Origin of the sequence: Sphingomonas jatrophae (assembly GCF_900113315.1) — a bacterium.
GTDB lineage: Bacteria > Pseudomonadota > Alphaproteobacteria > Sphingomonadales > Sphingomonadaceae > Sphingomonas_P > Sphingomonas_P jatrophae.
The window spans coordinates 605,811-625,327 of the sequence record NZ_FOZG01000002.1; the positions used below are offsets into that span (position 1 = coordinate 605,811).

General features: G+C 69.9%; 26 protein-coding genes and 1 other RNA gene. 14 read left to right on the plus strand and 13 right to left on the minus strand.

Annotation, left to right across the window (positions count from 1 at the left end; translation table 11 throughout):
• The 3 genes from BM360_RS12135 (at window position 1) to BM360_RS12145 (ending at window position 3,109) form a co-directional block, all read left to right on the plus strand.
• The gene (locus BM360_RS12135) at window positions 1-429 is read left to right on the plus strand and encodes a hypothetical protein (protein ID WP_242653466.1); all 429 of its coding nucleotides are present in this window, start codon (window positions 1-3) and stop codon (window positions 427-429) included.
• 106 nt (window positions 430-535) lie between these two features.
• Window positions 536-1,972, plus strand: a complete 1,437-nt coding sequence (locus BM360_RS12140) for a DEAD/DEAH box helicase (RefSeq protein WP_093314952.1) — start codon at window positions 536-538, stop codon at window positions 1,970-1,972.
• Window positions 1,973-2,035: 63 nt separating this feature from the next.
• A complete protein-coding gene (locus BM360_RS12145) occupies window positions 2,036-3,109 on the plus strand; it encodes a sterol desaturase family protein (RefSeq protein WP_093314954.1) in 1,074 nt (357 codons plus the stop codon).
• Here the strand turns inward: BM360_RS12145 and BM360_RS12150 are convergent.
• From BM360_RS12150 to tkt, 5 genes are all read right to left on the minus strand, one after another.
• A complete protein-coding gene (locus tag BM360_RS12150; RefSeq protein WP_093314956.1) occupies window positions 2,994-3,890 on the minus strand; it encodes a fructose bisphosphate aldolase in 897 nt (298 codons plus the stop codon). The two genes, BM360_RS12145 and BM360_RS12150, sit on opposite strands and share 116 nt — an antisense overlap.
• A gap of 126 nt (window positions 3,891-4,016) precedes the next feature.
• On the minus strand, window positions 4,017-5,207 hold the full coding sequence (locus BM360_RS12155) for a phosphoglycerate kinase (RefSeq protein ID WP_093314958.1): 1,191 nt from the start codon (window positions 5,205-5,207) through the stop codon (window positions 4,017-4,019).
• A complete protein-coding gene (locus tag BM360_RS12160) occupies window positions 5,204-5,662 on the minus strand; it encodes an MOSC domain-containing protein (protein WP_093314960.1) in 459 nt (152 codons plus the stop codon). Before BM360_RS12160 ends, BM360_RS12155 begins: the two co-directional genes overlap by 4 nt.
• 83 nt (window positions 5,663-5,745) lie before the next feature.
• Window positions 5,746-6,750, minus strand: a complete 1,005-nt coding sequence (gene gap, locus BM360_RS12165; RefSeq protein WP_093314962.1) for a type I glyceraldehyde-3-phosphate dehydrogenase — start codon at window positions 6,748-6,750, stop codon at window positions 5,746-5,748.
• A 65-nt stretch (window positions 6,751-6,815) separates the two neighbouring features.
• Window positions 6,816-8,750: a transketolase gene (gene tkt, locus BM360_RS12170; RefSeq protein ID WP_423228914.1), complete on the minus strand. Its 1,935-nt coding sequence runs from the start codon at window positions 8,748-8,750 to the stop codon at window positions 6,816-6,818.
• Between the two features lie 169 nt (window positions 8,751-8,919).
• On the opposite strand from tkt, the gene BM360_RS12175 reads away from it, so the two are divergent.
• The 5 genes from BM360_RS12175 to BM360_RS12190 all read left to right on the plus strand — a co-directional run bounded on the left by BM360_RS12175 (window position 8,920) and on the right by BM360_RS12190 (window position 10,499).
• Window positions 8,920-9,159 carry a hypothetical protein gene (locus tag BM360_RS12175; protein WP_131819265.1) on the plus strand — a complete coding sequence of 80 codons (240 nt, stop codon included), beginning with the start codon at window positions 8,920-8,922 and terminating at the stop codon, window positions 9,157-9,159.
• Window positions 9,159-9,476, plus strand: a complete 318-nt coding sequence (zapA, locus tag BM360_RS12180) for a cell division protein ZapA (protein WP_093314968.1) — start codon at window positions 9,159-9,161, stop codon at window positions 9,474-9,476. The genes BM360_RS12175 and zapA overlap by 1 nt, the downstream gene beginning before the upstream one ends.
• A gap of 34 nt (window positions 9,477-9,510) precedes the next feature.
• A non-coding RNA gene (gene ssrS / locus BM360_RS20125) (6S RNA) lies at window positions 9,511-9,664 on the plus strand.
• Window positions 9,665-9,684: 20 nt separating this feature from the next.
• Complete coding sequence (locus tag BM360_RS12185) at window positions 9,685-10,263, plus strand: 5-formyltetrahydrofolate cyclo-ligase (RefSeq protein WP_093314970.1); 579 nt, start codon at window positions 9,685-9,687, stop codon at window positions 10,261-10,263.
• Window positions 10,260-10,499, plus strand: coding sequence for a DUF2842 domain-containing protein (locus tag BM360_RS12190; RefSeq protein ID WP_242653467.1), 240 nt, complete (start codon window positions 10,260-10,262; stop codon window positions 10,497-10,499). The genes BM360_RS12185 and BM360_RS12190 overlap by 4 nt, the downstream gene beginning before the upstream one ends.
• A 15-nt stretch (window positions 10,500-10,514) precedes the next feature.
• Here the strand turns inward: BM360_RS12190 and BM360_RS12195 are convergent, their stop codons facing one another.
• Genes BM360_RS12195 through BM360_RS12205 form a run of 3 tightly spaced genes read right to left on the minus strand, consistent with a single transcriptional unit; the run spans window position 10,515 to window position 13,064 of the window.
• The gene (locus tag BM360_RS12195) at window positions 10,515-11,264 is read right to left on the minus strand and encodes a tetratricopeptide repeat protein (RefSeq protein WP_093314972.1); all 750 of its coding nucleotides are present in this window, start codon (window positions 11,262-11,264) and stop codon (window positions 10,515-10,517) included.
• Window positions 11,261-12,586 (minus strand): AmpG family muropeptide MFS transporter, encoded by a 1,326-nt coding sequence (locus BM360_RS12200; RefSeq protein ID WP_093314974.1) that lies wholly within the window; start codon window positions 12,584-12,586, stop codon window positions 11,261-11,263. The genes BM360_RS12195 and BM360_RS12200 overlap by 4 nt, the downstream gene beginning before the upstream one ends.
• Window positions 12,587-12,641: 55 nt before the next feature.
• Window positions 12,642-13,064: a response regulator gene (locus BM360_RS12205; RefSeq protein WP_093314976.1), complete on the minus strand. Its 423-nt coding sequence runs from the start codon at window positions 13,062-13,064 to the stop codon at window positions 12,642-12,644.
• A 240-nt stretch (window positions 13,065-13,304) separates the two neighbouring features.
• Here BM360_RS12205 and BM360_RS12210 point away from each other — a divergent pair, with 240 nt between their 5' ends.
• From BM360_RS12210 to BM360_RS12235, 6 genes are all read left to right on the plus strand, one after another.
• On the plus strand, window positions 13,305-14,069 hold the full coding sequence (locus BM360_RS12210) for a pseudouridine synthase (RefSeq protein ID WP_242653468.1): 765 nt from the start codon (window positions 13,305-13,307) through the stop codon (window positions 14,067-14,069).
• A 4-nt stretch (window positions 14,070-14,073) separates the two neighbouring features.
• The gene (gene rsmD / locus BM360_RS12215; protein ID WP_093314980.1) at window positions 14,074-14,595 is read left to right on the plus strand and encodes a 16S rRNA (guanine(966)-N(2))-methyltransferase RsmD; all 522 of its coding nucleotides are present in this window, start codon (window positions 14,074-14,076) and stop codon (window positions 14,593-14,595) included.
• A 60-nt stretch (window positions 14,596-14,655) separates the two neighbouring features.
• Window positions 14,656-14,976 (plus strand): PilZ domain-containing protein, encoded by a 321-nt coding sequence (locus BM360_RS12220; protein ID WP_093314982.1) that lies wholly within the window; start codon window positions 14,656-14,658, stop codon window positions 14,974-14,976.
• 71 nt (window positions 14,977-15,047) lie between these two features.
• Window positions 15,048-15,353 carry an SCP2 sterol-binding domain-containing protein gene (locus tag BM360_RS12225; RefSeq protein WP_093314984.1) on the plus strand — a complete coding sequence of 102 codons (306 nt, stop codon included), beginning with the start codon at window positions 15,048-15,050 and terminating at the stop codon, window positions 15,351-15,353.
• A gap of 203 nt (window positions 15,354-15,556) precedes the next feature.
• Window positions 15,557-15,763: a cold-shock protein gene (locus BM360_RS12230; protein WP_093316024.1), complete on the plus strand. Its 207-nt coding sequence runs from the start codon at window positions 15,557-15,559 to the stop codon at window positions 15,761-15,763.
• Between the two features lie 112 nt (window positions 15,764-15,875).
• A complete protein-coding gene (locus BM360_RS12235) occupies window positions 15,876-16,085 on the plus strand; it encodes a hypothetical protein (protein WP_093314986.1) in 210 nt (69 codons plus the stop codon).
• 21 nt (window positions 16,086-16,106) lie between these two features.
• Here BM360_RS12235 and BM360_RS12240 read toward each other — a convergent pair whose 3' ends face one another.
• The 5 genes from BM360_RS12240 to BM360_RS12255 form a co-directional block, all read right to left on the minus strand.
• Window positions 16,107-17,036: a hypothetical protein gene (locus BM360_RS12240; protein ID WP_093314988.1), complete on the minus strand. Its 930-nt coding sequence runs from the start codon at window positions 17,034-17,036 to the stop codon at window positions 16,107-16,109.
• Entirely contained in the window at window positions 17,027-17,923 is an 897-nt protein-coding gene (locus BM360_RS12245) for a HEAT repeat domain-containing protein (protein ID WP_093314990.1), read from the minus strand. Before BM360_RS12245 ends, BM360_RS12240 begins: the two co-directional genes overlap by 10 nt.
• 5 nt (window positions 17,924-17,928) lie before the next feature.
• Window positions 17,929-18,087, minus strand: coding sequence for a hypothetical protein (locus BM360_RS19595; RefSeq protein WP_165611299.1), 159 nt, complete (start codon window positions 18,085-18,087; stop codon window positions 17,929-17,931).
• 98 nt (window positions 18,088-18,185) lie between these two features.
• Window positions 18,186-18,794 (minus strand): cold-shock protein, encoded by a 609-nt coding sequence (locus BM360_RS12250; RefSeq protein ID WP_093314992.1) that lies wholly within the window; start codon window positions 18,792-18,794, stop codon window positions 18,186-18,188.
• A 93-nt stretch (window positions 18,795-18,887) separates the two neighbouring features.
• The gene (locus BM360_RS12255; RefSeq protein WP_242653469.1) at window positions 18,888-19,430 is read right to left on the minus strand and encodes a regulatory protein RecX; all 543 of its coding nucleotides are present in this window, start codon (window positions 19,428-19,430) and stop codon (window positions 18,888-18,890) included.
• Between the last annotated feature and the right edge of the window lie 87 nt (window positions 19,431-19,517).

Genomic DNA, 19,517 nt, shown 5'->3' on the forward strand with positions numbered 1-19,517 from the left:
GTGTCCGCCCTCGCCCTAGCGCTCCTTGCGGCCCCGGCCGCCCCGTCCGCGCCGGCCGTCGCGCAGCTCACCATCCGGCAGAGCCTGATCGTGCGCGTGCCCGCGCGCCCGCCGCTCCCGCAGCGCAAGATCGTCTGGAAGGAGAAGAAGGGTCCACGCTGCATCGGCATGGACCAGCTAGCCGGCGCCGTCGTGACCGAGCGCGACAGCGTCGACCTGATCCTGCGTGGGGGCGATCGGATGCGGGCGGAATTCACCCGCTCCTGCCCCGGCCTGTCCTTCTATACCGGCTTCTATGTCCTGCCGACGATGGACCGGAAGATCTGCGCCGATCGCGATTCGATCCGCGATCGCTCCGGCGGCGAGTGCGCGGTGGAACGCTTTCGCCGGCTGGTGCCCGTCGAAGCGCCAGCGGCGAAGCGCCGCTGAGCGGGACCGCCCGGGCTGATTCGCTTGACTTTGGGCATCGGCGCAGCCTAGCGCCGCTCTTGTCCGCGGCCCCCGTGCTGGGCGCGCCGCACTGACCGGGCCGCCCATGACCTTTGCCGATATCGGCCTTTCCGACGAACTGCTCCGCGCGCTGGACGAGTCCGGCTACAAGGATCCGACCCCGGTGCAGGCCGCGGCGATCCCGCCCGTGCTGATGAACCGCGATCTGATCGCGATCGCGCAGACCGGCACGGGCAAGACCGCATCGTTCGTGCTGCCGATGATCGACATCCTGGCACAGGGCCGCGCCCGCGCGATGATGCCGCGCAGCCTGATCCTCGAGCCCACGCGCGAACTGGCGGCGCAGGTCGCCGAGAATTTCGAGAAATACGGCAAGTATCACAAGCTCTCGATGGCGCTGCTGATCGGCGGCGTGCAGATGGGCGATCAGGTCAAGGCGCTGGAAAAGGGCGTCGACGTGCTGATCGCGACGCCCGGCCGCCTCAAGGATCTGTTCGAGCGCGGCAAGATCCTGCTGTCCGGCTGCTCGATCCTCGTCATCGACGAAGCGGATCGCATGCTCGACATGGGCTTCATCCCCGACATCGAGGAAATCTGCGCCAAGCTGCCGCCGACGCGGCAGACCTTGCTCTTCTCCGCGACGATGCCGGGGCCGATCAAGAAGCTGGCCGATCGCTTCCTGTCCAATCCCAAGCAGGTCGAGGTCGCCCGCCCAGCTACCACCAACGCCTCGATCGAGCAGGCGTTGGTGGAGACGAGCGCGCGCGCCAAGCGTGACGTGCTGCGCGATCTGCTGCGCGCGGACGATGTGCGCACCGCGATCATCTTCGCCAATCGCAAGACGACGGTGCGCGAACTCGCCACCTCGCTTCAGCGCAACAACTTCGCTGCCAGCCAGATCCATGGCGACATGGAGCAGTCGGAGCGCCTGCGCGAGCTGGAGCGGTTCAAGGCGGGCGAGATCAACATCCTCGTCGCCTCCGACGTCGCCGCGCGCGGTCTCGACATCAAGGGCGTCAGCCACGTCTTCAACTTCGACGTGCCGTGGCATCCTGACGATTACGTCCACCGCATCGGCCGCACCGGCCGCGCGGGCGCGACGGGCAAGGCCTTCACTCTCGCCACCCCCGACGATGCCGAGGCGGTCGCCAACATCGAGAAGCTGACCGGCAGCCCGATCCCGCGCGTCGCCGGCAGCGCCGCGCCGGCCGTGAGTGAGCCGGAGGCCGAGCCCGCTGAGCGTGAACCCCGTCGCGAGCGTCGCCGTGAGCGCGAGGCCCCCCGCCGCGGGCGCGAGCCGCGACGCGATGACCGCCGCGACGCACCGCGCGAGACTGCGCGGGAAACGCCGCGCGAGGAGCGCCGCCCGGCCCGCCATGACGAGCGCCCACGCTCCGGCAGCTACGGCTCGGAGCCGGCGGACGATGGCTGGAACGGCCCCGTGCCCGCCTTCTTGGCGTTCGGCTTCGGCACGGGCGGCCTTGCCGGGCCGGTCAGCGACGAAAGCGGCGACGAAGCCTGATCCGGCGGCGGTAGCGCGTCCGCTTAACCAGCCCCTTACCTCCGCCGGCTAGATCCGGCCGGCATGGGATCGCTCGCTCTGCCCGCATTGCCGATGTGGCTCGCTGCCGCTGCCCTGCTCGCCCTGCTGGCGGTGCGGGGGGCCGTGCCGCGCGGGCGGCGGCGGCGCGTGCGCGTCGCTGTGGTGGCGCGGGCGCTGCTGCCGCGGCGCGTCCTGCGCTCCGCCTCGGGCCGGCTCGACATTGCCGCCTTCCTCTTCTCCGCCCTGCTCGCCGGCAGCATGCTCGGCTGGGCGCTGGTTTCGGCGAACTGGTGGGGCGATCAAGCGACGGCGCTGCTCGGCCATGGCCCTGTACTTGCGCGCCTGCCCGGCTGGGCCGCCATCCCGCTCGTCACCGTCGCGCTGTTCGTTGCCTATGAGGCGGCCTATTGGCTGAACCACTGGCTCAGCCACCGCGTGCCGGCGCTCTGGGCGTTCCACAAGGTGCATCACAGCGCCGAATCGCTGTCGCTGCTCACCAATTTCCGCGTCCACCCGGTCGACACGATCGTCTTCTACAACATGGCCGCCGCGCTGATGGGGGTGACGGGGGCGCTCTGCGCGCGACTGATCGGGCCGTCGGCGCAGGCGGTGGTCGGCGGATCCAATGCAATCGTCTTCGCCGCCACGATCGTGCTGACCTACCTGCAGCACTCGCACATCTGGATCGCCTGGCCCGGCGCGCTCGGCCGGCTGTTGATGAGCCCCGCACACCACCAGCTGCACCACAGCGCCGACCCGCGCCATCACGGGCGCAACTTCGGCTCGACGTTGGCGCTGTTCGATCGCCTGGCAGGCACCCTGCTAATTCCCACGCTCAAGCGCGAGAAGCTGAGCTTCGGTGTCGAGGATGCCGGCACAGCGCCGCACGGCTTCCGGGATGCGGTGCTACGCCCGTTCGTGGAAGCGGCGGGCACCCTGGCGCCGCCCACTCCGGCGCGCGAAAATCGCGCCCCGGCCCGACGCCGGGGCGCGGACCCGATCAGGCGGTCTTTTCGACCGAGGCCGTGTAGATCGCGTCGATCGCCTGCCCCAGCGCCGCGTCGAACTCCTCGTCGCTCATCTGGAAGCGCAGATCCTCCAGCAGCGCACGGCTGAAGCTCGCGATCACGCCGCGATTCTTCGCCAGCTCGACACATGCCTCGGGACGGGCGAAGCCGCCCGACAGAGCGACGACGCGCAGCACGCGCGGATGATCGACCAGCGGATCGAACAGGCCGGGCTGCTTCGGCAGCGACAGCTTCAGCATAACCTTGTCGTCGCCGGGCATCGCGTCCAGCGCCTTGACCAGCTCGTCGAGCAGGATCGCGTCCGCCTCGGCGCGCTCGGCGCTCTTGATGTTCACCTCGGGCTCGATGATCGGCACCAGCCCGCCGGCGAGCACCTGCTGGCCCACCTCGAACTGCTGCTTGACGACCGCGGCGATGCCCTCGCGGTTGGCGAGGTTGATGACCGAACGCTCCTTGGTGCCGAACACGCCGAGCGACTTGGCGCGCGCCAGCAGCGTGTCGAGCTCGGGCATCGGCTTCATCAGCTGGACGCCGTTCGCCTCGTCCTCAAGACCCTTGTCGATCTTGATGAAGGGCACCACGCCGCGCTCGATCAGCGCCTGCGGCACGGGCTTGCCGTTCGCCTCGCCGTCCATCGTCCGCTCGAACAGGATCGCGCCGAGCACCTTGTCGCCGGTGAAGGCGGGCGAGGTGATGATCCGCACGCGCATGTCGTGGATCAGGCCGAACATCTGCTCGTCGCCGCTATAGGCGCTTTCCTCGACGCCATAGCCCTTCAGCGCCTTCGGCGTGGAGCCGCCGCTCTGGTCCAGCGCGGCGATGAAGCCCCGGCCGCCGGCGATCTTCTCCACCATGTCCTGCTGCTGCATGTCGCATCCCCTGTTCTGTGATCGGCACCGCCGACTTGTTGCGGTGCGGAAACGTGCCGCTGATAACCAGCAGGGCCGCGGGGGACAACCGCCCCCGCCTCCCCGCAATGGGACAGGGGCGGTGGATCAGCCCTGCGTCAGCGCCGCGACGCCGGGCAGCTCCTTGCCTTCCATCCACTCGAGGAAGGCACCGCCCGCGGTCGAAACGAAGCTGAACGAATCCGCCACGCCCGCCTGGTTGAGCGCCGCGACCGTATCGCCGCCGCCTGCGACAGAGACGAGCTCGCCGCCCTGCGTCAGCGCGGCCGCCGTCTGCGCCAGCGCGACCGTCGCGGCATCGAACGGCGCGGTCTCGAACGCGCCGAGCGGACCGTTCCAGACAAGCGTGCGGCACGTCTTGATCGCGTCGCCCAGCGCCTCGACCGCGGCGGGGCCGACATCGAGGATCATCTCGTCCGCCGCGACTTCGTGCACGTTCACGGTGCGCGTCGGCGGATTGGCGCGGAATTCCTTCGCCACGACAACGTCATAGGGCAGGTGGACGGTGCAGTTCGCCGCATCCGCCGCATCGAGGATGGCGAGCGCGGTGTCCTTCAGGTCATGCTCGCACAGCGACTTGCCGACATCGACGCCGCGAGCCGCGAGGAAGGTATTCGCCATGCCGCCGCCGATGATCAGGTGATCCACCTTCGCGACGAGGTGCTTCAGCACGTCGAGCTTGGTCGACACCTTGGCGCCGCCGACCACCGCGGCGACGGGATGCTCGGGCGCGCCCAACGCCTTTTCCAGCGCCCTCAGCTCCGCTTCCATCTGCCGCCCGGCGAATGCCGGCAGCTTGTGCGCCAGGCCCTCGGTCGAGGCGTGCGCGCGGTGCGCGGCGGAGAAGGCATCATTGACGTACAGGTCACCGAGCGCCGCGAAACGCTCCACCACCGCGGGATCGTTCTTCTCCTCGCCCCCGAAGAAGCGGGTATTCTCCAGCAGCGCGACATCGCCCGGACGCAAGGTCGCGACCGAATCCGCCACGCCTTCCCAGTCGATATAGCGGACCTCGCGGCCCAGCACCGCGGCGAAGGGCTGCGTCACCTGCGCCAGCGAATATTCGGGGCTCGGCTGTCCCTTGGGCCGGCCGAAATGGGCCAGCACCAGCACGATCGCGCCCTTGTCGGCCAGCTCGGCCACGGTCGGCACCGCGGCGCGCAGTCGCGTGTCGTCGGTCACCTTCGCGCCGTCCATCGGCACGTTCAGATCCTCGCGGACGAGCACGCGCTTGCCCGCGATGTCGCCCATATCGTCGATCGTCCGAAACCCGGTCATGGCAGCTCCAGCCTCACTTCGTCGCCCGGCGCCAGCCGCCCCTCGGCCGTCACCCGGGTGCACACGCCGGCCCGCCAATGCGGGGTCAGCGCCGCTTCCAGTCCGGGGTGGACCGCCTCCATGCGGAAGCAGGGATCGCACTCACCGGTAATCTCCAGCACGACGCCGCCTGCGAAACGCAGCGTCGCTCCGGTCATGTTCTCGAGCGCGATCCCCTCGACGAGGAGGTTCACCCGCCGCTCCTGCCACGCGACATCGGCCCCAAGCTCCGCCAGCGCCGCATGCCAGTCCTCCGCGCGCATCACCGTAACCTGGCGCTTGTTGCGACCGGGCTTCAGGCCACCGCGGAAATCGCCGACAATGCCTTCCATCAGCGTGACATCGGCATCCGGCAGCAGCTGCATCGCCGCTTTCGGCTTCGCATGGCAGGCAATGCCGAGGAGGCGGCCGATCATGCCTCTTCCCTCCCCGTCACGCCCGATCCGATCCGCCACCCCGGCCTGCGCCGGGGCGACGGACAGGGTCCGAGCCGCTGGCCTCAGAGCTTCGCCATCGCGCAGGCCGTGTCGACCATGCGGTTGGAGAAGCCCCACTCATTGTCGTACCAGCTGACGACGCGCACCAGCTTGCCCTCGAGCACCGCCGTCTCGAGGCTGTCGACCGTCGAGGATGCCGGCGTGTGGACGATGTCGATCGAGACGAGCGGCTCGTCCGAATAGACCAGCACGCCCTTGAGCGGGCCGCTCTCGGCCGCGGCCTTGAGGATCGAGTTGACCTCCTCGACGGTGGTGTCGCGCTTCGGGGTAAAGGTCAGGTCGACGAGGCTGCCGTCGGCGACGGGCACGCGCACCGCGGAGCCGTCCAGCTTGCCCTTCAGCTCGGGCAACACCTCGCCCACCGCGCGGGCGGCGCCCGTCGTCGTCGGGATGATGTTCATCGCGGCGGCACGCGCACGGCGCAGATCGGGGTGGATCTGGTCGAGGATCTTCTGGTCGTTGGTGTAGGCGTGGATCGTCGTCATCAGGCCGCGCTCGATGCCGACCGTGTCGTTCAGCACCTTGGCGACGGGGGCGAGGCAGTTGGTCGTGCAGGAGGCGTTGGAGACGATCTTGTGCTCGGCGGTCAGCTTGTCGTTGTTGACGCCGTAGACGACGGTCAGGTCGACGCCCTTGGCGGGCGCGGAGATCAACACCTTCTTGGCGCCGCCGTCGATATGCTTCTGCGCGCTCTCACGGTCGGTGAAGAAGCCGGTGCACTCCAGCACCAGATCGACGCCGTTGGTGGCATGCGGCAGGTTGGCGGGGTCGCGCTCCTTGGTCACCTTGATGCGCTTGCCGTCGATGACGATGTCGTCACCCTCGGCCTTCACCTCGCCCGGATACTTGCCGTGGACCGAATCGCGGCTGAACAGCCAGGCATTCGACTTGGCATCGGCCAGGTCGTTGATCGTCACCAGCTCCAGCCCGCAATCGGGCCGCTCGAGGATCGCCCGTGCGACGAGGCGGCCGATCCGCCCGAACCCGTTGATCGCAACCTTCGTCATGTCACTTCCCCTTGCTCAGGCGATCGCAGGGCGGACGCAGCCCGCCCATTCGTCGATCGCGACAATCAAACACGCAGCGCCGCAAGCACCTTCGGCGCGATCTGGTCGGCGGTCAGGCCAAAATGCTTGTAGAGGTCCGGCGCCGGCGCGGAGGCGCCCCAGCCGTCGATGCCGAAGCGCAGGCCCTCCACCATCGTGTGCCGCTCCCACCCGAAGGTGGAGCCTGCCTCGATCGAGACGCGGAGCAGCTGCTCGGGCTTGAGCGGCGGCAGGATGTCGTCGCGATAGTCGGCCGGCTGCGCGGCAAACCGCTCCCACGACGGCATCGAGACGACATCGGCGCCGATGCCCTGCGCTTCCAGCAGCTCGGCGGTATCGAGCGCAATCTCGACCTCGGAGCCGGTGGCGATCAGGATCACGCGGCGCTCGGCCACGGCGCTGCGCAGGCGATAGGCACCGCGGCCGGACAGATTCTCGCCTGCCGCTTGCGTGCGCACGGGGCGAAGATTCTGCCGGCTCAGCGCCAAGAGCGACGGGCCGTCCTTGCGCTCCAGCGCCAGCGCCCAACATTCGGCCGTCTCGACCGCATCGGCAGGGCGATAGACGTGGAGGTTCGGCATGGCGCGCAGCGACGCGAGATGCTCGATCGGTTGGTGCGTTGGCCCGTCCTCGCCGAGGCCGATGCTGTCATGCGTCATGACATAGACGACGCGCGCCTTCTGCAGTGCCGACAGGCGGATCGCACCGCGCGCATAATCGGCGAAGACGAGGAAGGTGCCGCCATAGGGAATGACGCCGCCGTGCAGCGCCATGCCGTTCATCGCGGCGGACATGCCGAATTCGCGGATGCCGTAATAGAGATAGCGGCCGGCGGCATCGTCGGCGGTGAACGGGGTCTGCGCCTTGGCCTTGGTGAGATTGGACGAGGTGAGGTCGGCCGATCCGCCCAGCATCTCGGGCATCGCTGCGGTCATCGCCTCCAGCGCCATCTCGCTCGCCTTGCGCGACGCGACCTTGGGCGGATTGGCGTAGAGCGTGTCGAGATAGGGGGCCAGCCAGTCCTCGGCAGGCAGGTCGCCCGCCATGCGGCGGCTGAACTCGGCGGCCTGAGGATGTGCCTTCAGCCGCTCGGCCCACGCGGCATGCGGGGCGGCGCCACGACGGCCGATCTCGGCCCAGCCATCGCGGATCGGCTGCGGGATGACGAACGGCTCATCCGTCCACACCAGCGATTCGCGCGCGGCGGCGACTTCGGCCGCGCCCAGCGCCGCACCGTGCACCTTGCTGGTGCCCGCGACGTTTGGCGCGCCCTTGCCGATGATCGTGCGGCAGGCGATCAGCGACGGCCGCGCATCCGCCGCCGCTTCCTTGAGCGCGCGGGACACGTCCGCCATGTCATGCCCGTCGCATGCCACGACATGCCAGCCATAAGCAGCATAGCGCGCGGCAATATCCTCGCTCGACGAGAGCGACACCGCGCCGTCAATGGTGATGCGGTTATCGTCCCACAGCACGTTCAGCCGGCCGAGCTTGAGGTGGCCGGCCAAGCCCGCCGCCTCGTGATTGACGCCTTCCATCAGGCAGCCGTCGCCCGCAATCACCCAGGTGCGGTGATCGACCAGTTCGTCGCCGAAGCCCGCATTCAGGTGCCGCTCGGCGATTGCCATGCCGACCGCCATCGCCAGCCCCTGGCCGAGCGGACCGGTGGTGCACTCGACGCCCGCCAGCTCGAAATTCTCGGGGTGGCCGGCACACGGGCTGCCCAGCTTCCGGAAATTGGCGATGTCCTCGATCGTCGGCCGGGCATAGCCGGTCAGGTGCAGCAGCGCGTAGATCAGCATCGAGCCATGGCCGGCGGACAGCACGAAGCGGTCGCGATCCGGCCAGTGCGGATCGGCGGGATCGAACTTCATCTGCTCGGCGAACAGCACGGTCGCCGCATCGGCCATGCCCATCGGCATGCCGGGATGGCCCGAATTGGCGGCTTCGACCGCGTCCATCGCCAGCGCGCGGATTGCGTTGGCAAGCTGGGTCCGGTCGATCGTCACGCGCCTTGATGCTCCTGAGATGAAGCGGTCGGACGCCGCCCGGCGCTCCCTTGGCGCGCGCGGGCGCACCCGTCAACCGCACCCGCTTGCCGCTGGCTGGACCCATGTTATGCCCATCGCCATGAACGACGAGAGGATCATCGTGGCGGTCGGGCGGCTGGAACGCGCGCTCGCCCGTGCCGAGGCGGCAGCCGCACGGCCCCCATCCGCCCCCGTGGCCGACCCGGATGAAGAGCTGCGCGCCCGCCACCAGCGCCTGCGCGACTCGACGCAGGCGGCGATCGCCCGGCTCGATACCCTGCTCGGCCCCGCCGTGGATCCGGCGCTTGAGGTCTCGCCCGCGCCCGAGGAGCCGCGCTGATGGCCCGCGTCACCCTCAACGTCGCCGGCCGGCCCTACGACATTGCCGTGCGCGACGGGGACGAGCCGCGCTTCACCGAACTCGCGAGACTGGTCGACGACAAGGCGATGCAGGCCGCGCGCGGCATGGGCGGGCTGACCGAGGGGCGGCAGCTGCTATTCGCCGCGCTGCTGCTCGCCGATGAGCTCGACGCGGCACGCGCAGCAGCCGCGGCACCCGCCCCTGCCCCCGCCCCGACGCTTGATCCCGCCGCGCTGGAGCGGCTGGCGGACCGGGCCGAGGCGCTGGCCGAACAGCTGGAGCAGGCACGGGCTTGAGCCGGGCGGCACGGCACCCTAGATAGGCAACCGGCGGGCACTGCCCGATACGAGCCGTCGATCATCCCTGAGGCTATTCTTCATCCATGGGAGCTGTCCCTGTTAGGACCTTGGTCCAAAATACACGGCGCCCACCTGACGTTCTCGGCGTCAGTGGATATCAGGCAAACGGTCATGGCGGTCCCGCCACTTCACGTCTGTCTCGCGCATGACTGAGCGGACCGCCGCCGAGGCGAAGGCCGCGCTGCGCGTCGAGCTGCGCAACCGGCGGCAGGCGTTCGTCATCGATCTGGCGCAGAAGGCGACCCTGCTGGTCGACACGCTCCAGCTCGCCGAACATGCCGCGCCGCTGATCGGTCAGGCGCGCATCGTCGCCGCCTATCTCTCGACCCCGTTCGAGCCCGATCCCATGCCGATCCTGCTGCGCGCGCTGGATCGCGGCGCCGGCCTCGCTTTGCCGCGGGTCACGGGCCCCGATGCGCCGATGACCTTCCACGAATGGCTGCCGGGCGATCCGCTGGAGGAAGGGCCGTTCCGCATCGATCAGCCGCTTGCCACGGCGGAGCGCGTCACGCCCGATCTGATCCTTGCGCCGCTGGTGGGGTTCGACGCCCGGCTCAACCGGCTCGGCCAGGGCGCCGGCTATTATGATCGCGCCTTCGCCGCCGCGCCGGATGCCCGCCGCATCGGCATCGCCTGGAGCGCGCAGCAGGCGGACGCCATCCCCGCCGACGCGCATGACGTGCCGCTCCACGCGGTCGTCACCGAACGTGGCGTGATCCAGTGAGCCCGCGCGAGCCGGGGGACATTCCGGTGACGGAGCCGACGTGGCGCAAGCCCGCGGGCGCCTTCGTCCTGATCGCGCTGATCGTCGCCTGGGCGGTGCTGATCGCCAGCCTGCCGATCGGCCGCCTGCCCGGCCTGCTCCAGCCGATCGTCTACGTGGTCGCCGGCATCGGCTGGATCTGGCTGTTCCCCTTCCGCCGGCTGTTCACCTGGATGGAAACGGGCCGCTGGGGGTAAGTCAGGCTTTGCGCCTCAGCCTGCCCGCAAGTCCGTCGCCGTCGCTTCCGCCCAGTCGTACATCTCTGCCTGCGCCCGGCGCTCCGAACGCGACAACCGGTTCGCGCGCGCGACGACCTCCTCCAGGATCTCGGCCGCATGTGCCCGCTCATTGCGCGCCAGCAACAGAGCAGCAAAGCGGCAGCGCGCCTCGTCGCCCGGGAGGCGGGTGACAATGTCGGCGTAGATCGGCAGTGCCTCTGCACCTCGCCCGGCCTCTTCCAGCGCCTTCGCCTTCAGAAAGTTCAGCCGGTCGACGGCGCTTTGGCCGCGTGGCGGCTCGATCGTGTGGATCATCTCAAGCGCTCTGACGGGCTGCCCCGCCTCGAACAAAGCGTGTGCCAGCTTCATGCGCGTCGTGTTGTCGCCCGCGATACCGCGGGCCGAGGCGTCCTCATAGACCGGCACCGCTTCAGACCATCGCCCAAGGCCGCCAAGCGCATCGGCCAGGCGCAGCCGGTTGGCCAGGGTATCCGCCAGCGCCAGCGCGTCGCGCGATGCGCGGAGTTCTCGCTCTGGATCGATCGCCTGCGTCGCCGCTGCGCGCACGCCTCGGACATGCCGGTTGTGCTTCATGCCGGGTAACACCTCGACGAACAGATATGCCAGCGTGCCCGCCACCGGCAGCAGCGCGATCGCAAAGATCCACAGCTGGTTGCGGCCATGGCGAACGACATGGACGATCATCGCCGCCTGGATCATCAGCGAGACGATGAGAAAGATCATGCCCCCTCCTCCACGCCCGGTTGCCGCACCGTTTCAACCACGAAGCCGCGCCGCCACAGCAGCCACAGCAGCCCCATGCCCGGCACGGCGACCAGCATCGTCAGCAACCAGAAGCCCGGCCAGCCCAGCGCCTCCGCCGCATAGCCGGACGGTGCCGACAGCCACGTCCGCCCGACCGCTGCGAAGGAGGACAGCAAAGCGAATTGCGTCGCGGTGTAGGCGAGGTTCGACAGGCCCGAGAGATAGGTGACGAACACGGTCAGCCCGATCCCGCTCGTCACCTGTTCGGTCGCCACCGCCGCGGTCAGCCAGAAGACCGAGTGGCCGTTCAGCGCGAGGATGACGAAGACGAGGTTCGACGCCATCATCATCAGCCCCGAGACGAACAGCGCCCGCCCCATGCCCAGCCATGCGAGAAACGGCGCAGCCAGTGCGGTGCCGAGGATCAGACCCCAGAACCCGACCAGCTTGTTGATCGCGATGAACTCGGAGTCGCTGAAGCCCAGCTCGACGATCATCGGATTGAGCATCACCTGCCCCATCGCGTCGCCCAGCTTGTAGATCAGCACGAACAGCAGGATCAGCACCGCCCCGCGGCGGCGGCAGAATTCCCGGAAGGGCCCGAGGATCGTGTCCTCCAGCCAGCGCCCGCCCGTCTTTGCCGCGGTCAGCGTGCGATCATGCAGTCCCGGCCCTGCCCACAAGGCGGCAAGCGCCGCGGGCACGACGCAGAAGGCGGTCAGGCCGTAGCCAAGCGCCCAGCCCATGCCCCAGCCCTCGGGCGAGGCGATGGCGATGGTGCCCACGCCCGCGATCAAATTGCCGATGCGATAGCCGAACTGGTTGGTTGCGGTGCCGTGCGGCAGTTCGTCATCCGGCAGGATCTCGATCCGGTATGCGTCGATGACGATATCCTGCGTGGCGGACAGGAACGCCGTCACGATCGCCCAGAAGGCGAACAGTCCGAGGTGTCGCGCCGGATCGCTCGCGCCCAGCATCCACACGCTGACGAACAGCAGGGCCTGGATCAGGAACAGCCACGCCCGCCGCTGCCCGAACAAGGCCGTGAGCCCCGGTACGCGGAGCCGGTCGATCAGCGGCGCCCAGATCCACTTCAGCGTATAGGGCGTCGTTAGGCCGACAGCGAAGCCGATCGTCTTCTTGTCGATGCCGACCTTCGCCAGCCAGAAGGTCATCGTCGCCAGCAGCAACGTCAGCGGGAAGCCCGACGATATGCCGAGCAGCAGCGCCGCAATCGGTCGCGGCCGCACATAGGGCTTCAGCGTGTCGAGAAAGGAGAGGCGGCGGACGGCGGCGGTCATGCGCAAGCTATAGCTGCCCCGCCGACGCTGAGAAGCCCGCCCCCTTCGCCGTCGTCTATGCCTCGAACAGCGTCAGCCCCGGCGGAGCGCGGCGCACGCGTTCGCCGCCAAGCCGCGCATCGACTGCCTCGATCGCGGCCAGCAGGTCACGCTGTGAATAGGGCTTGGCGAGGCAGCCGACCGCCAGCGCCTGTGCGTCGACGGGACAGGCGCCGGTGACGAACAGCAGGGGCGTGCCGCGCGCCTTGGCCGCCTGCGCCACGTCGATCCCGTTGCCGCCGTCGGACAGGCTGACGTCCGCCAGCACCAGATCGGCGCCGTCCTCCAGCGCGGCCACCGCATCCGCCACGGTGTCCACCGTCGCCACGACGCGATAGCCGGCGTCCCCCAGGACATGCTCGTTATCGAAGGCGACGAGCGGCTCGTCCTCGACGATCAGGATGCGCTCGATCCGCCGCTTGCGCCGGCCAAAGATCATCGAAGGGGAGCCATGGATCGTTGCGTCTCCGCTCCGAATGGGGGATTGGCTGGCGAACGCGCCATCGGGTGATTATTTCCAAACGCTCGCCCATGCGTCACACGATCGGAACACCCCCTGCCCAGCCACCCGCCCCGTAACGAGCCGGACCGCCCTCTCAAGGCGTCCAAGCGCGAGGATCAGCGCATCGCCAAGCTGCTCGCCCGCGCCGGTGTCGCCTCCAGGCGCGAGATCGAGCGGATGATCGAGGCGGGCCGCGTAGCGCTGAACGGCGTCGTGCTCGAAACTCCGGCCACCCTGGTCACGTCGCTCCACGGCGTCACCGTCGATGGCAAGCCCGTCGCCGCGCCCGCGCCCGCGCGCCTGTTCCGCTACCACAAGCCCGCCGGCCTGCTGACGGCCGAGCGCGACCCCAAGGGCCGGCCGACCATCTATGATCGCCTGCCGGAGGGCCTCCCGCGGCTCGTGCCCGTCGGCCGGCTCGATCTCAACACGGAGGGGCTGCTGCTCCTCACCACCGACGGATCGCTGAAACGCCAGCTGGAGCTGCCCTCCACCGGCGTGCCGCGCACCTACCGGGCGCGCGCTTATGGCCAGATCAGCCAGGCGCAGCTGGAGGAGCTGATCCACGGCATCGAGATCGAGGGCGTGCGCTACGGCTCGATCGACGCCAATCTCGAACGCCGCACCGGCGCGAACGTGTGGATCGAGATGAAGCTCGCGGAGGGCAAGAATCGCGAAGTCCGCCGCGTGCTGGAGCATCTCGGCCTCAAGGTCGGCCGGCTGATCCGCACCGCTTACGGCCCCTTCCCGCTGGCCGACCTGGCGCCGGGCGCGGTGGAGGAGGTGCGCCAGCACGATCTCGTCGTGTTCCGCAAGACGCTCAAGGCCGCGCCCGATCCGCGGCCGCGGCCCGAGGGCACGGCGCCACCGCCCTCGCCCAATTCGCGCATCATCGTCGCCCAGCCGCGGGGCCCCCGTCCCCCGGCGAAACGGCGGCCCTGAGCTCATGCGCATCGTTGCGGGACGCTGGCGCGGCCGGCCGCTGCGTGCGCCGGAAGGCGCCGCCACGCGCCCGACAGGGGATCGCGTGCGCGAGGCGCTCTTCTCCATGCTGGCCAGCCGCATCGGCAGCTTCGAGGGCTTGCGCGTGCTGGACCTGTTCGCCGGCACCGGCGCGCTGGGGCTGGAGGCACTGTCACGCGGCGCCGCCGCCTGCACGTTCGTCGAGCATGACCGGGCCGCCCTTGCCGCGCTGAATGCCAACATCGCCGCGCTCGGCGCAGAGGGCGCGATCGTCCGCGCGTCCTCCGTCGCAGCCTTTCGCGCGGGCGCCTTCGATCTCGCCTTCCTCGATCCGCCTTATGCCAGCGGCCTCGGCCAGACCGCGCTTGCCGCGCTCGCGCCGCCGCCCGGCGCATGGGCCAGCGTCGAGACCGGGCGGGGCGAGGACGTCGTCGTGCCCGGCTGGGCGGTGGAAGCGGAGCGCGTGTTCGGCAAGGCGAAGATCACCCTGCTGCGCAGTGGGTGAGCACCGAAACCAATCGTTTACCAGACTGGTCATAACCCTTCCGCTGCGGGAGGATCATCGATGGGCACGCGCTATGCAGCCTTGCTGGAAGATTGGGCGGCAGTGATGGAGAACCGGCGGGAACCGCGTTACGCCACCCGTCTCGCCGGCGCCCTGCTGACCTACCGCCACCGCGACGAGATCCTCGTCGAAAACGTCTCCCGCTCGGGCGCGCTCGTCACCGGCGCCGACCTGCCCGAACGCGGCACGGAAGTGGTGCTGAGCGCGGGCGCGATGGAAATCGTCGCGACGGTCGCGTGGGCGACGGACCAGTCGTGCGGCCTGATGTTCCACCGCAACATCGATGCAGGCGCGCTCCGCCACCTGCGCCAGGCCGGCTGACCGCTCGGCTTCACGCTTGCGTCAAGCGATCGCGCATCCCATTTCGCGCGCTCACGCAAGGAGATGCCCGCATGACGAAGTCCGACCTCGCCGAAAAACTCCGCCAGGCCAATGCCACTCTGCCCGGCAAGGTCGTGCGCCTTGATTTCGGCCCGGATGGCAGCGTCACGCTCGACGGCAACAGCCAGACCATCCTCGAGGACGACACCGGCGCGGCAAGCGACGCTACGGTGAATATCTCGTGGGACGACTTCAAGTCGCTCGCCAAGGGCCAGCTCAACCCGATGACCGCTTTCATGTCGGGCAAGATCCGGCTGGACGGCGACATGGGCGTCGCCATGCAGCTTCAGTCGGTCTTCTCCAAGCTCCAGGGCTGATCGCCGCGCTGGCGGGGCGATCCACGCCCCGCCGGCGGCAGAGTCGCTTTTCTTGTCCACTTCCGCTATGTCGGTCTGGCTGAACGTCGCCCGCGACGGATGATGGGGCGCTCTGGCGCCTCCCTTTGTCCCTTCAAGCTTCAAGACGCCGGGATGTGCCGCTGTTGGCGCATGCCCGCCACCCATGGGACAAGGACATCCTGATGATCACCGGCACCGTCAAATTCTTCAACGCCGACAAGGGCTATGGCTTCATCGCGCCCGAGACCGGCGGCGACGACGCCTTCGTCCATATCTCCGCGGTCGAGCGCGCCGGCATGGCGACGCTCAACAAGGACCAGCGCGTCTCCTACGAGCTGGAGACCGATCGGCGTGGCAAGACCTCCGCAGTGAACCTGCAGAGCGCCTGACCGTGCGTGGCGGGCGCACGCGGCCGCCACCCGCCCCTTCCCTTTGCGATGCGCCGTGCAGGCCGGCAGTCGCAGCATGGCCGGCACCGTCCGGCGCCTTAGAAAGACCGATATGTCGAGAACCTCCCCCGCACCCTATCTGATCGCCAAGGATGAGGAGGGCCGGTTCCGCATCACCATCCGCAGCACCCGCTACAATTCGCAGAATTATCCGATCACGGTGTCGACGCTGCAGCCGGAGACATTCGCCACCGCCACCGCCGCCCGCGCCCATGCCAAGCAGGAATTTGGCGCGCAGGCAGGCCAGTTCGCGAGCAAATAAGGCCGCTTGCGGCCGCCCGTGTCAGCCATGGGCGGCCGCCACCCACCGCTCCCCCGCCCTCATCGTCGCGATCGCCTCTGCCGCCAGCCCGGCGACGAACGGATCCGCATCGCGCGCCGCCCGCGCAAAAGCGTCCGCCCGCTCGGCACGTGACGGCGCCACCCGCGCCGCTGCGGCGAGGGCCGCGAAGCGCGCCCAGCCATTGGGATGGCCGGCCCCCACCTCCGCCACCAGCGCCCGCCCCTCCTCGCCGCCCAGCGCCGCGGCGAGCGGCAGCAGCGCCGTGAGCGAGGTGGTCGTCAGCACCTCCGTGACGCGGTCCGCCTCGGGATCGAAGCGGTGCTGCACCGCCGGCGCGCGGCCGCGCGTCTCCGCCATCAGGTTGATCGTGATCGACAGCCGCTCGGCCGGCAGCTGGCGATGCACATCGCGGTGCGCGCGGTAGAGCATCAGCTCGCCCGGCCCCAGCATGCGCCGCCCTGCCGGCACCAGCCCTGCCGCCGCACCCGGCGCGGCCGAACCGAGCGCCGGATCGCGCTCCCAATAGTCGCTGGCATAGCCCGGCCCGTGATAGCCGAGCGTCACGAAGGCGAAATCGTGATCGTGCGCGACGCCGTAGAAGAAGGGCGCCAGCCCGCCCGCGCGCACCACCGGATCGTCTGGCGCCGGCCATAGGCAGGCACGCAGGAACCAGCCGTCCCCGCGATGAAGCATCATCACCTGCGCGCTGTAGCGGCTGGCGCGCGCCTGAGGGGCGCAGCGCGCCACCAGCGCGGCAATCGCGAGATCGCCGAGGAAGCGCCGGTCCCGCCCCAGTGCAGCGAGGATCGGCGCCTGCGCCGCCAACGCCGCCTCGTCCCGCGGATCGAACCGTGCATCGGCCAGGCGCGCGGCCGCATCGTCGAGGCAGAGCCGCTCCGTGCCGCCGCCTGCTGCCAGCGCTACCGGCATGGCTGCGCCTCACGCGCGGCCCGTGCCAACGCCGCCCGCGCTGCCGCGGCGACATCGCGGTGAGGATCGTCCGCCAGCTGCGTGACCGCCGCGCGGCCCGCCGCCGGATCGAGCGCGACCAGGGTCCGCGCCGCGGCCCAGCGGAGGAAGAAGCGCGGATCCTCCAGCCACCGCGCCACAGTTGGCACCGCATCGGCACGCCCCGTTTCGGCCAGCAGCCGCATCAGCATCTGCGCGAGGCTCGCCTCCGCCTCGCCCGCGGCCGCGCCGACCAGTGCGTGCGTCGTCGCGTCATATTCGGCGCGCAGGCCTTCGCGCCCCGTCTTCACCAGCGCCTGCACCCACAGGATGTCGCGGCTGGCGCTCTCGACGATGAAGCCTTCGCGCCGCCCGTCGACGCGCAGCAGCGCGCTCGTTTGCAGCGGGGCTGCCCCGCGATAGGTGCAGCGCGGCCCGGCGCCCGCGTCGAACCCCGCGTCGATCGCCGGCGCATCCCACCAGCCGAGCGTGGCGCCCCCTGCGTCGAGCACGCGGTAGAGGATCGTCGCCCCCTCAAACCCGATCGATCCGCGCCCGCCGCCCGCCTGCTTGCGCGCCGCCAGCCGATCGACCGCGATCGTCGCCAGCGAGATGGTCGCGCAGGCATCGTCGATCAGCACCAGCCCCTGCGCCAGCCCGCCCGCTATGGCCGGAAAGGGCAAGGGCGCGTCCGGCCGGCGACGCGCCTCGGCCGCGAGCGCCGCAACGGTCCGCTCCGCCCAGCCATCGGCGGCGAGCAGGGCGCGCACCGCCTGCTCAGCCGCCGCCGCGTCGCCCGCCGCCGCCCTGCTCGCGCGCAGATAGGCGGCGACGGGCGCCCATGTCCGCCACTCCGCGGCGAAGGACATGCCGGTCAGCCCTCGGTGACGACGACGACGGTTATGACGCTGTTGAAGCAGACGCTGCCGCCCACTTCCGCCTGGTGCAGCGTGCCGGCAAGGCCTACGCGCGTGTCGAGATCGGGCAGGTCGTCGAGGCGCAGTGTCGGCAGACGGTCGGTCGGCAGGTCCATGGCAGGCTCCTCATCGTGGAGCCGCCATTGTGGCGCGATCTCATCCTCTTTGGGGCGCGGTCCGGTCCAGTTTGGCGCCTTCTCCGCGCATCGGCGGCTCAGTCGGGCGCGGCGACCATCACCACCAACGGCCCTTTACGCCCTTCGGCGATGCGCACCTGCAACGGCTGTTCGGGCGTGAGATCGACCAGCCCGCCCCGCCGCACCGTCTCCATGTGGACGAAGATGTCGTCGTCCGACCCCGCCCGGTTGACGAAGCCATAGCCGCGCAGCCGGTTGAACCACTTGACGATCACCGGCTCCCACGCGCCCGCCGCATCGACCAGCGCAACGGGATCGGTGCGGTCGGCGGCGCGACGGAGCGCCGGCTCGGGATCGGCGACGGTGGCGCAGCTCAGGTCGATCGCGACAACACGGCGGGCTTGACGCCCCCGGTCCCGCGCCACGGCGAGGCATTCCACCCGCGCCCCCTCCGGCAGCGAGCGGCGGCCATGATCGCGCAGCGCACTGAAGTGGACGAGCACGTCTCCCCCGCCATCCTCCGCGACGAGGAAGCCGAAGCCGCGGACCACGTCGAACCACTTCACCGTGCCCGTAACGGCCTCGCCCTCGTCCTCGACCGGGAAAGCGATCACGGAGCCGGGCACGGCGATGCCTGCCGCGCCGACGCGCGTCTCCCCCTCGTCCTGTTGCTGGTCGAGTCGCATGCGACCGTCCTTCCCCCTTAAGATGACGCTAACATGAACCTAGGTGGAAACGTAGCGGCAATTTGCGGGATTAGCGCAGATGTCGGACGGTCTTCAGTCGGCAACCTCGTCGTCACAGTCGAGCGCACTGCCACCGAGAACAAGCCGCGCCACCGCGAAGTCATGGCCGGCACGCAGCATCGCCGCGAGCTGTCGACGGGCCTTGTCGGGGTCTGCCGGCCCACCCCATGGCCCCAGCCGCTTGCGCCGGGCAAAGGCGCGCGCCGCCGCCAGCGCCGCGCCTTCGGCATCCTCCTCCGCATCGCGAAGCGCCGCGGCATCCTCGCGCGTCACGCCGGCGGCGCGCAGCGCATCCGCCTGTCGCCGCGCGCCATAGCCCCGCCTGGCCAGCGATGCCGTGCGCGCGGCGGCGAAGGCGCGGTCGTCGACATAGCCCGCCGCCGCCATCCGCTCGACCAGCGCCTCGACCGGGGGCGCGCCCTCGCCCGCCCAGCCTCGCTCGGTAATCTTTCTTTGCAGATAGGCCGCCAGTCTCGCGCGCGTGGTGGCAAATCGGCCGACATAGCGGATCGCCATGCCGTCCAGCGCCGCCCGATCGAGCGGCGGTAGGTTGCGATTTCGTGAAGGCCGTGCCACGCGCCCCATTCGTGCCACAGTCGGGCCGGATTTTGAACCCGGCATGCCCGCATCAGGGCAGGCTGTAACGGTTTCGCCGCCCCCGCG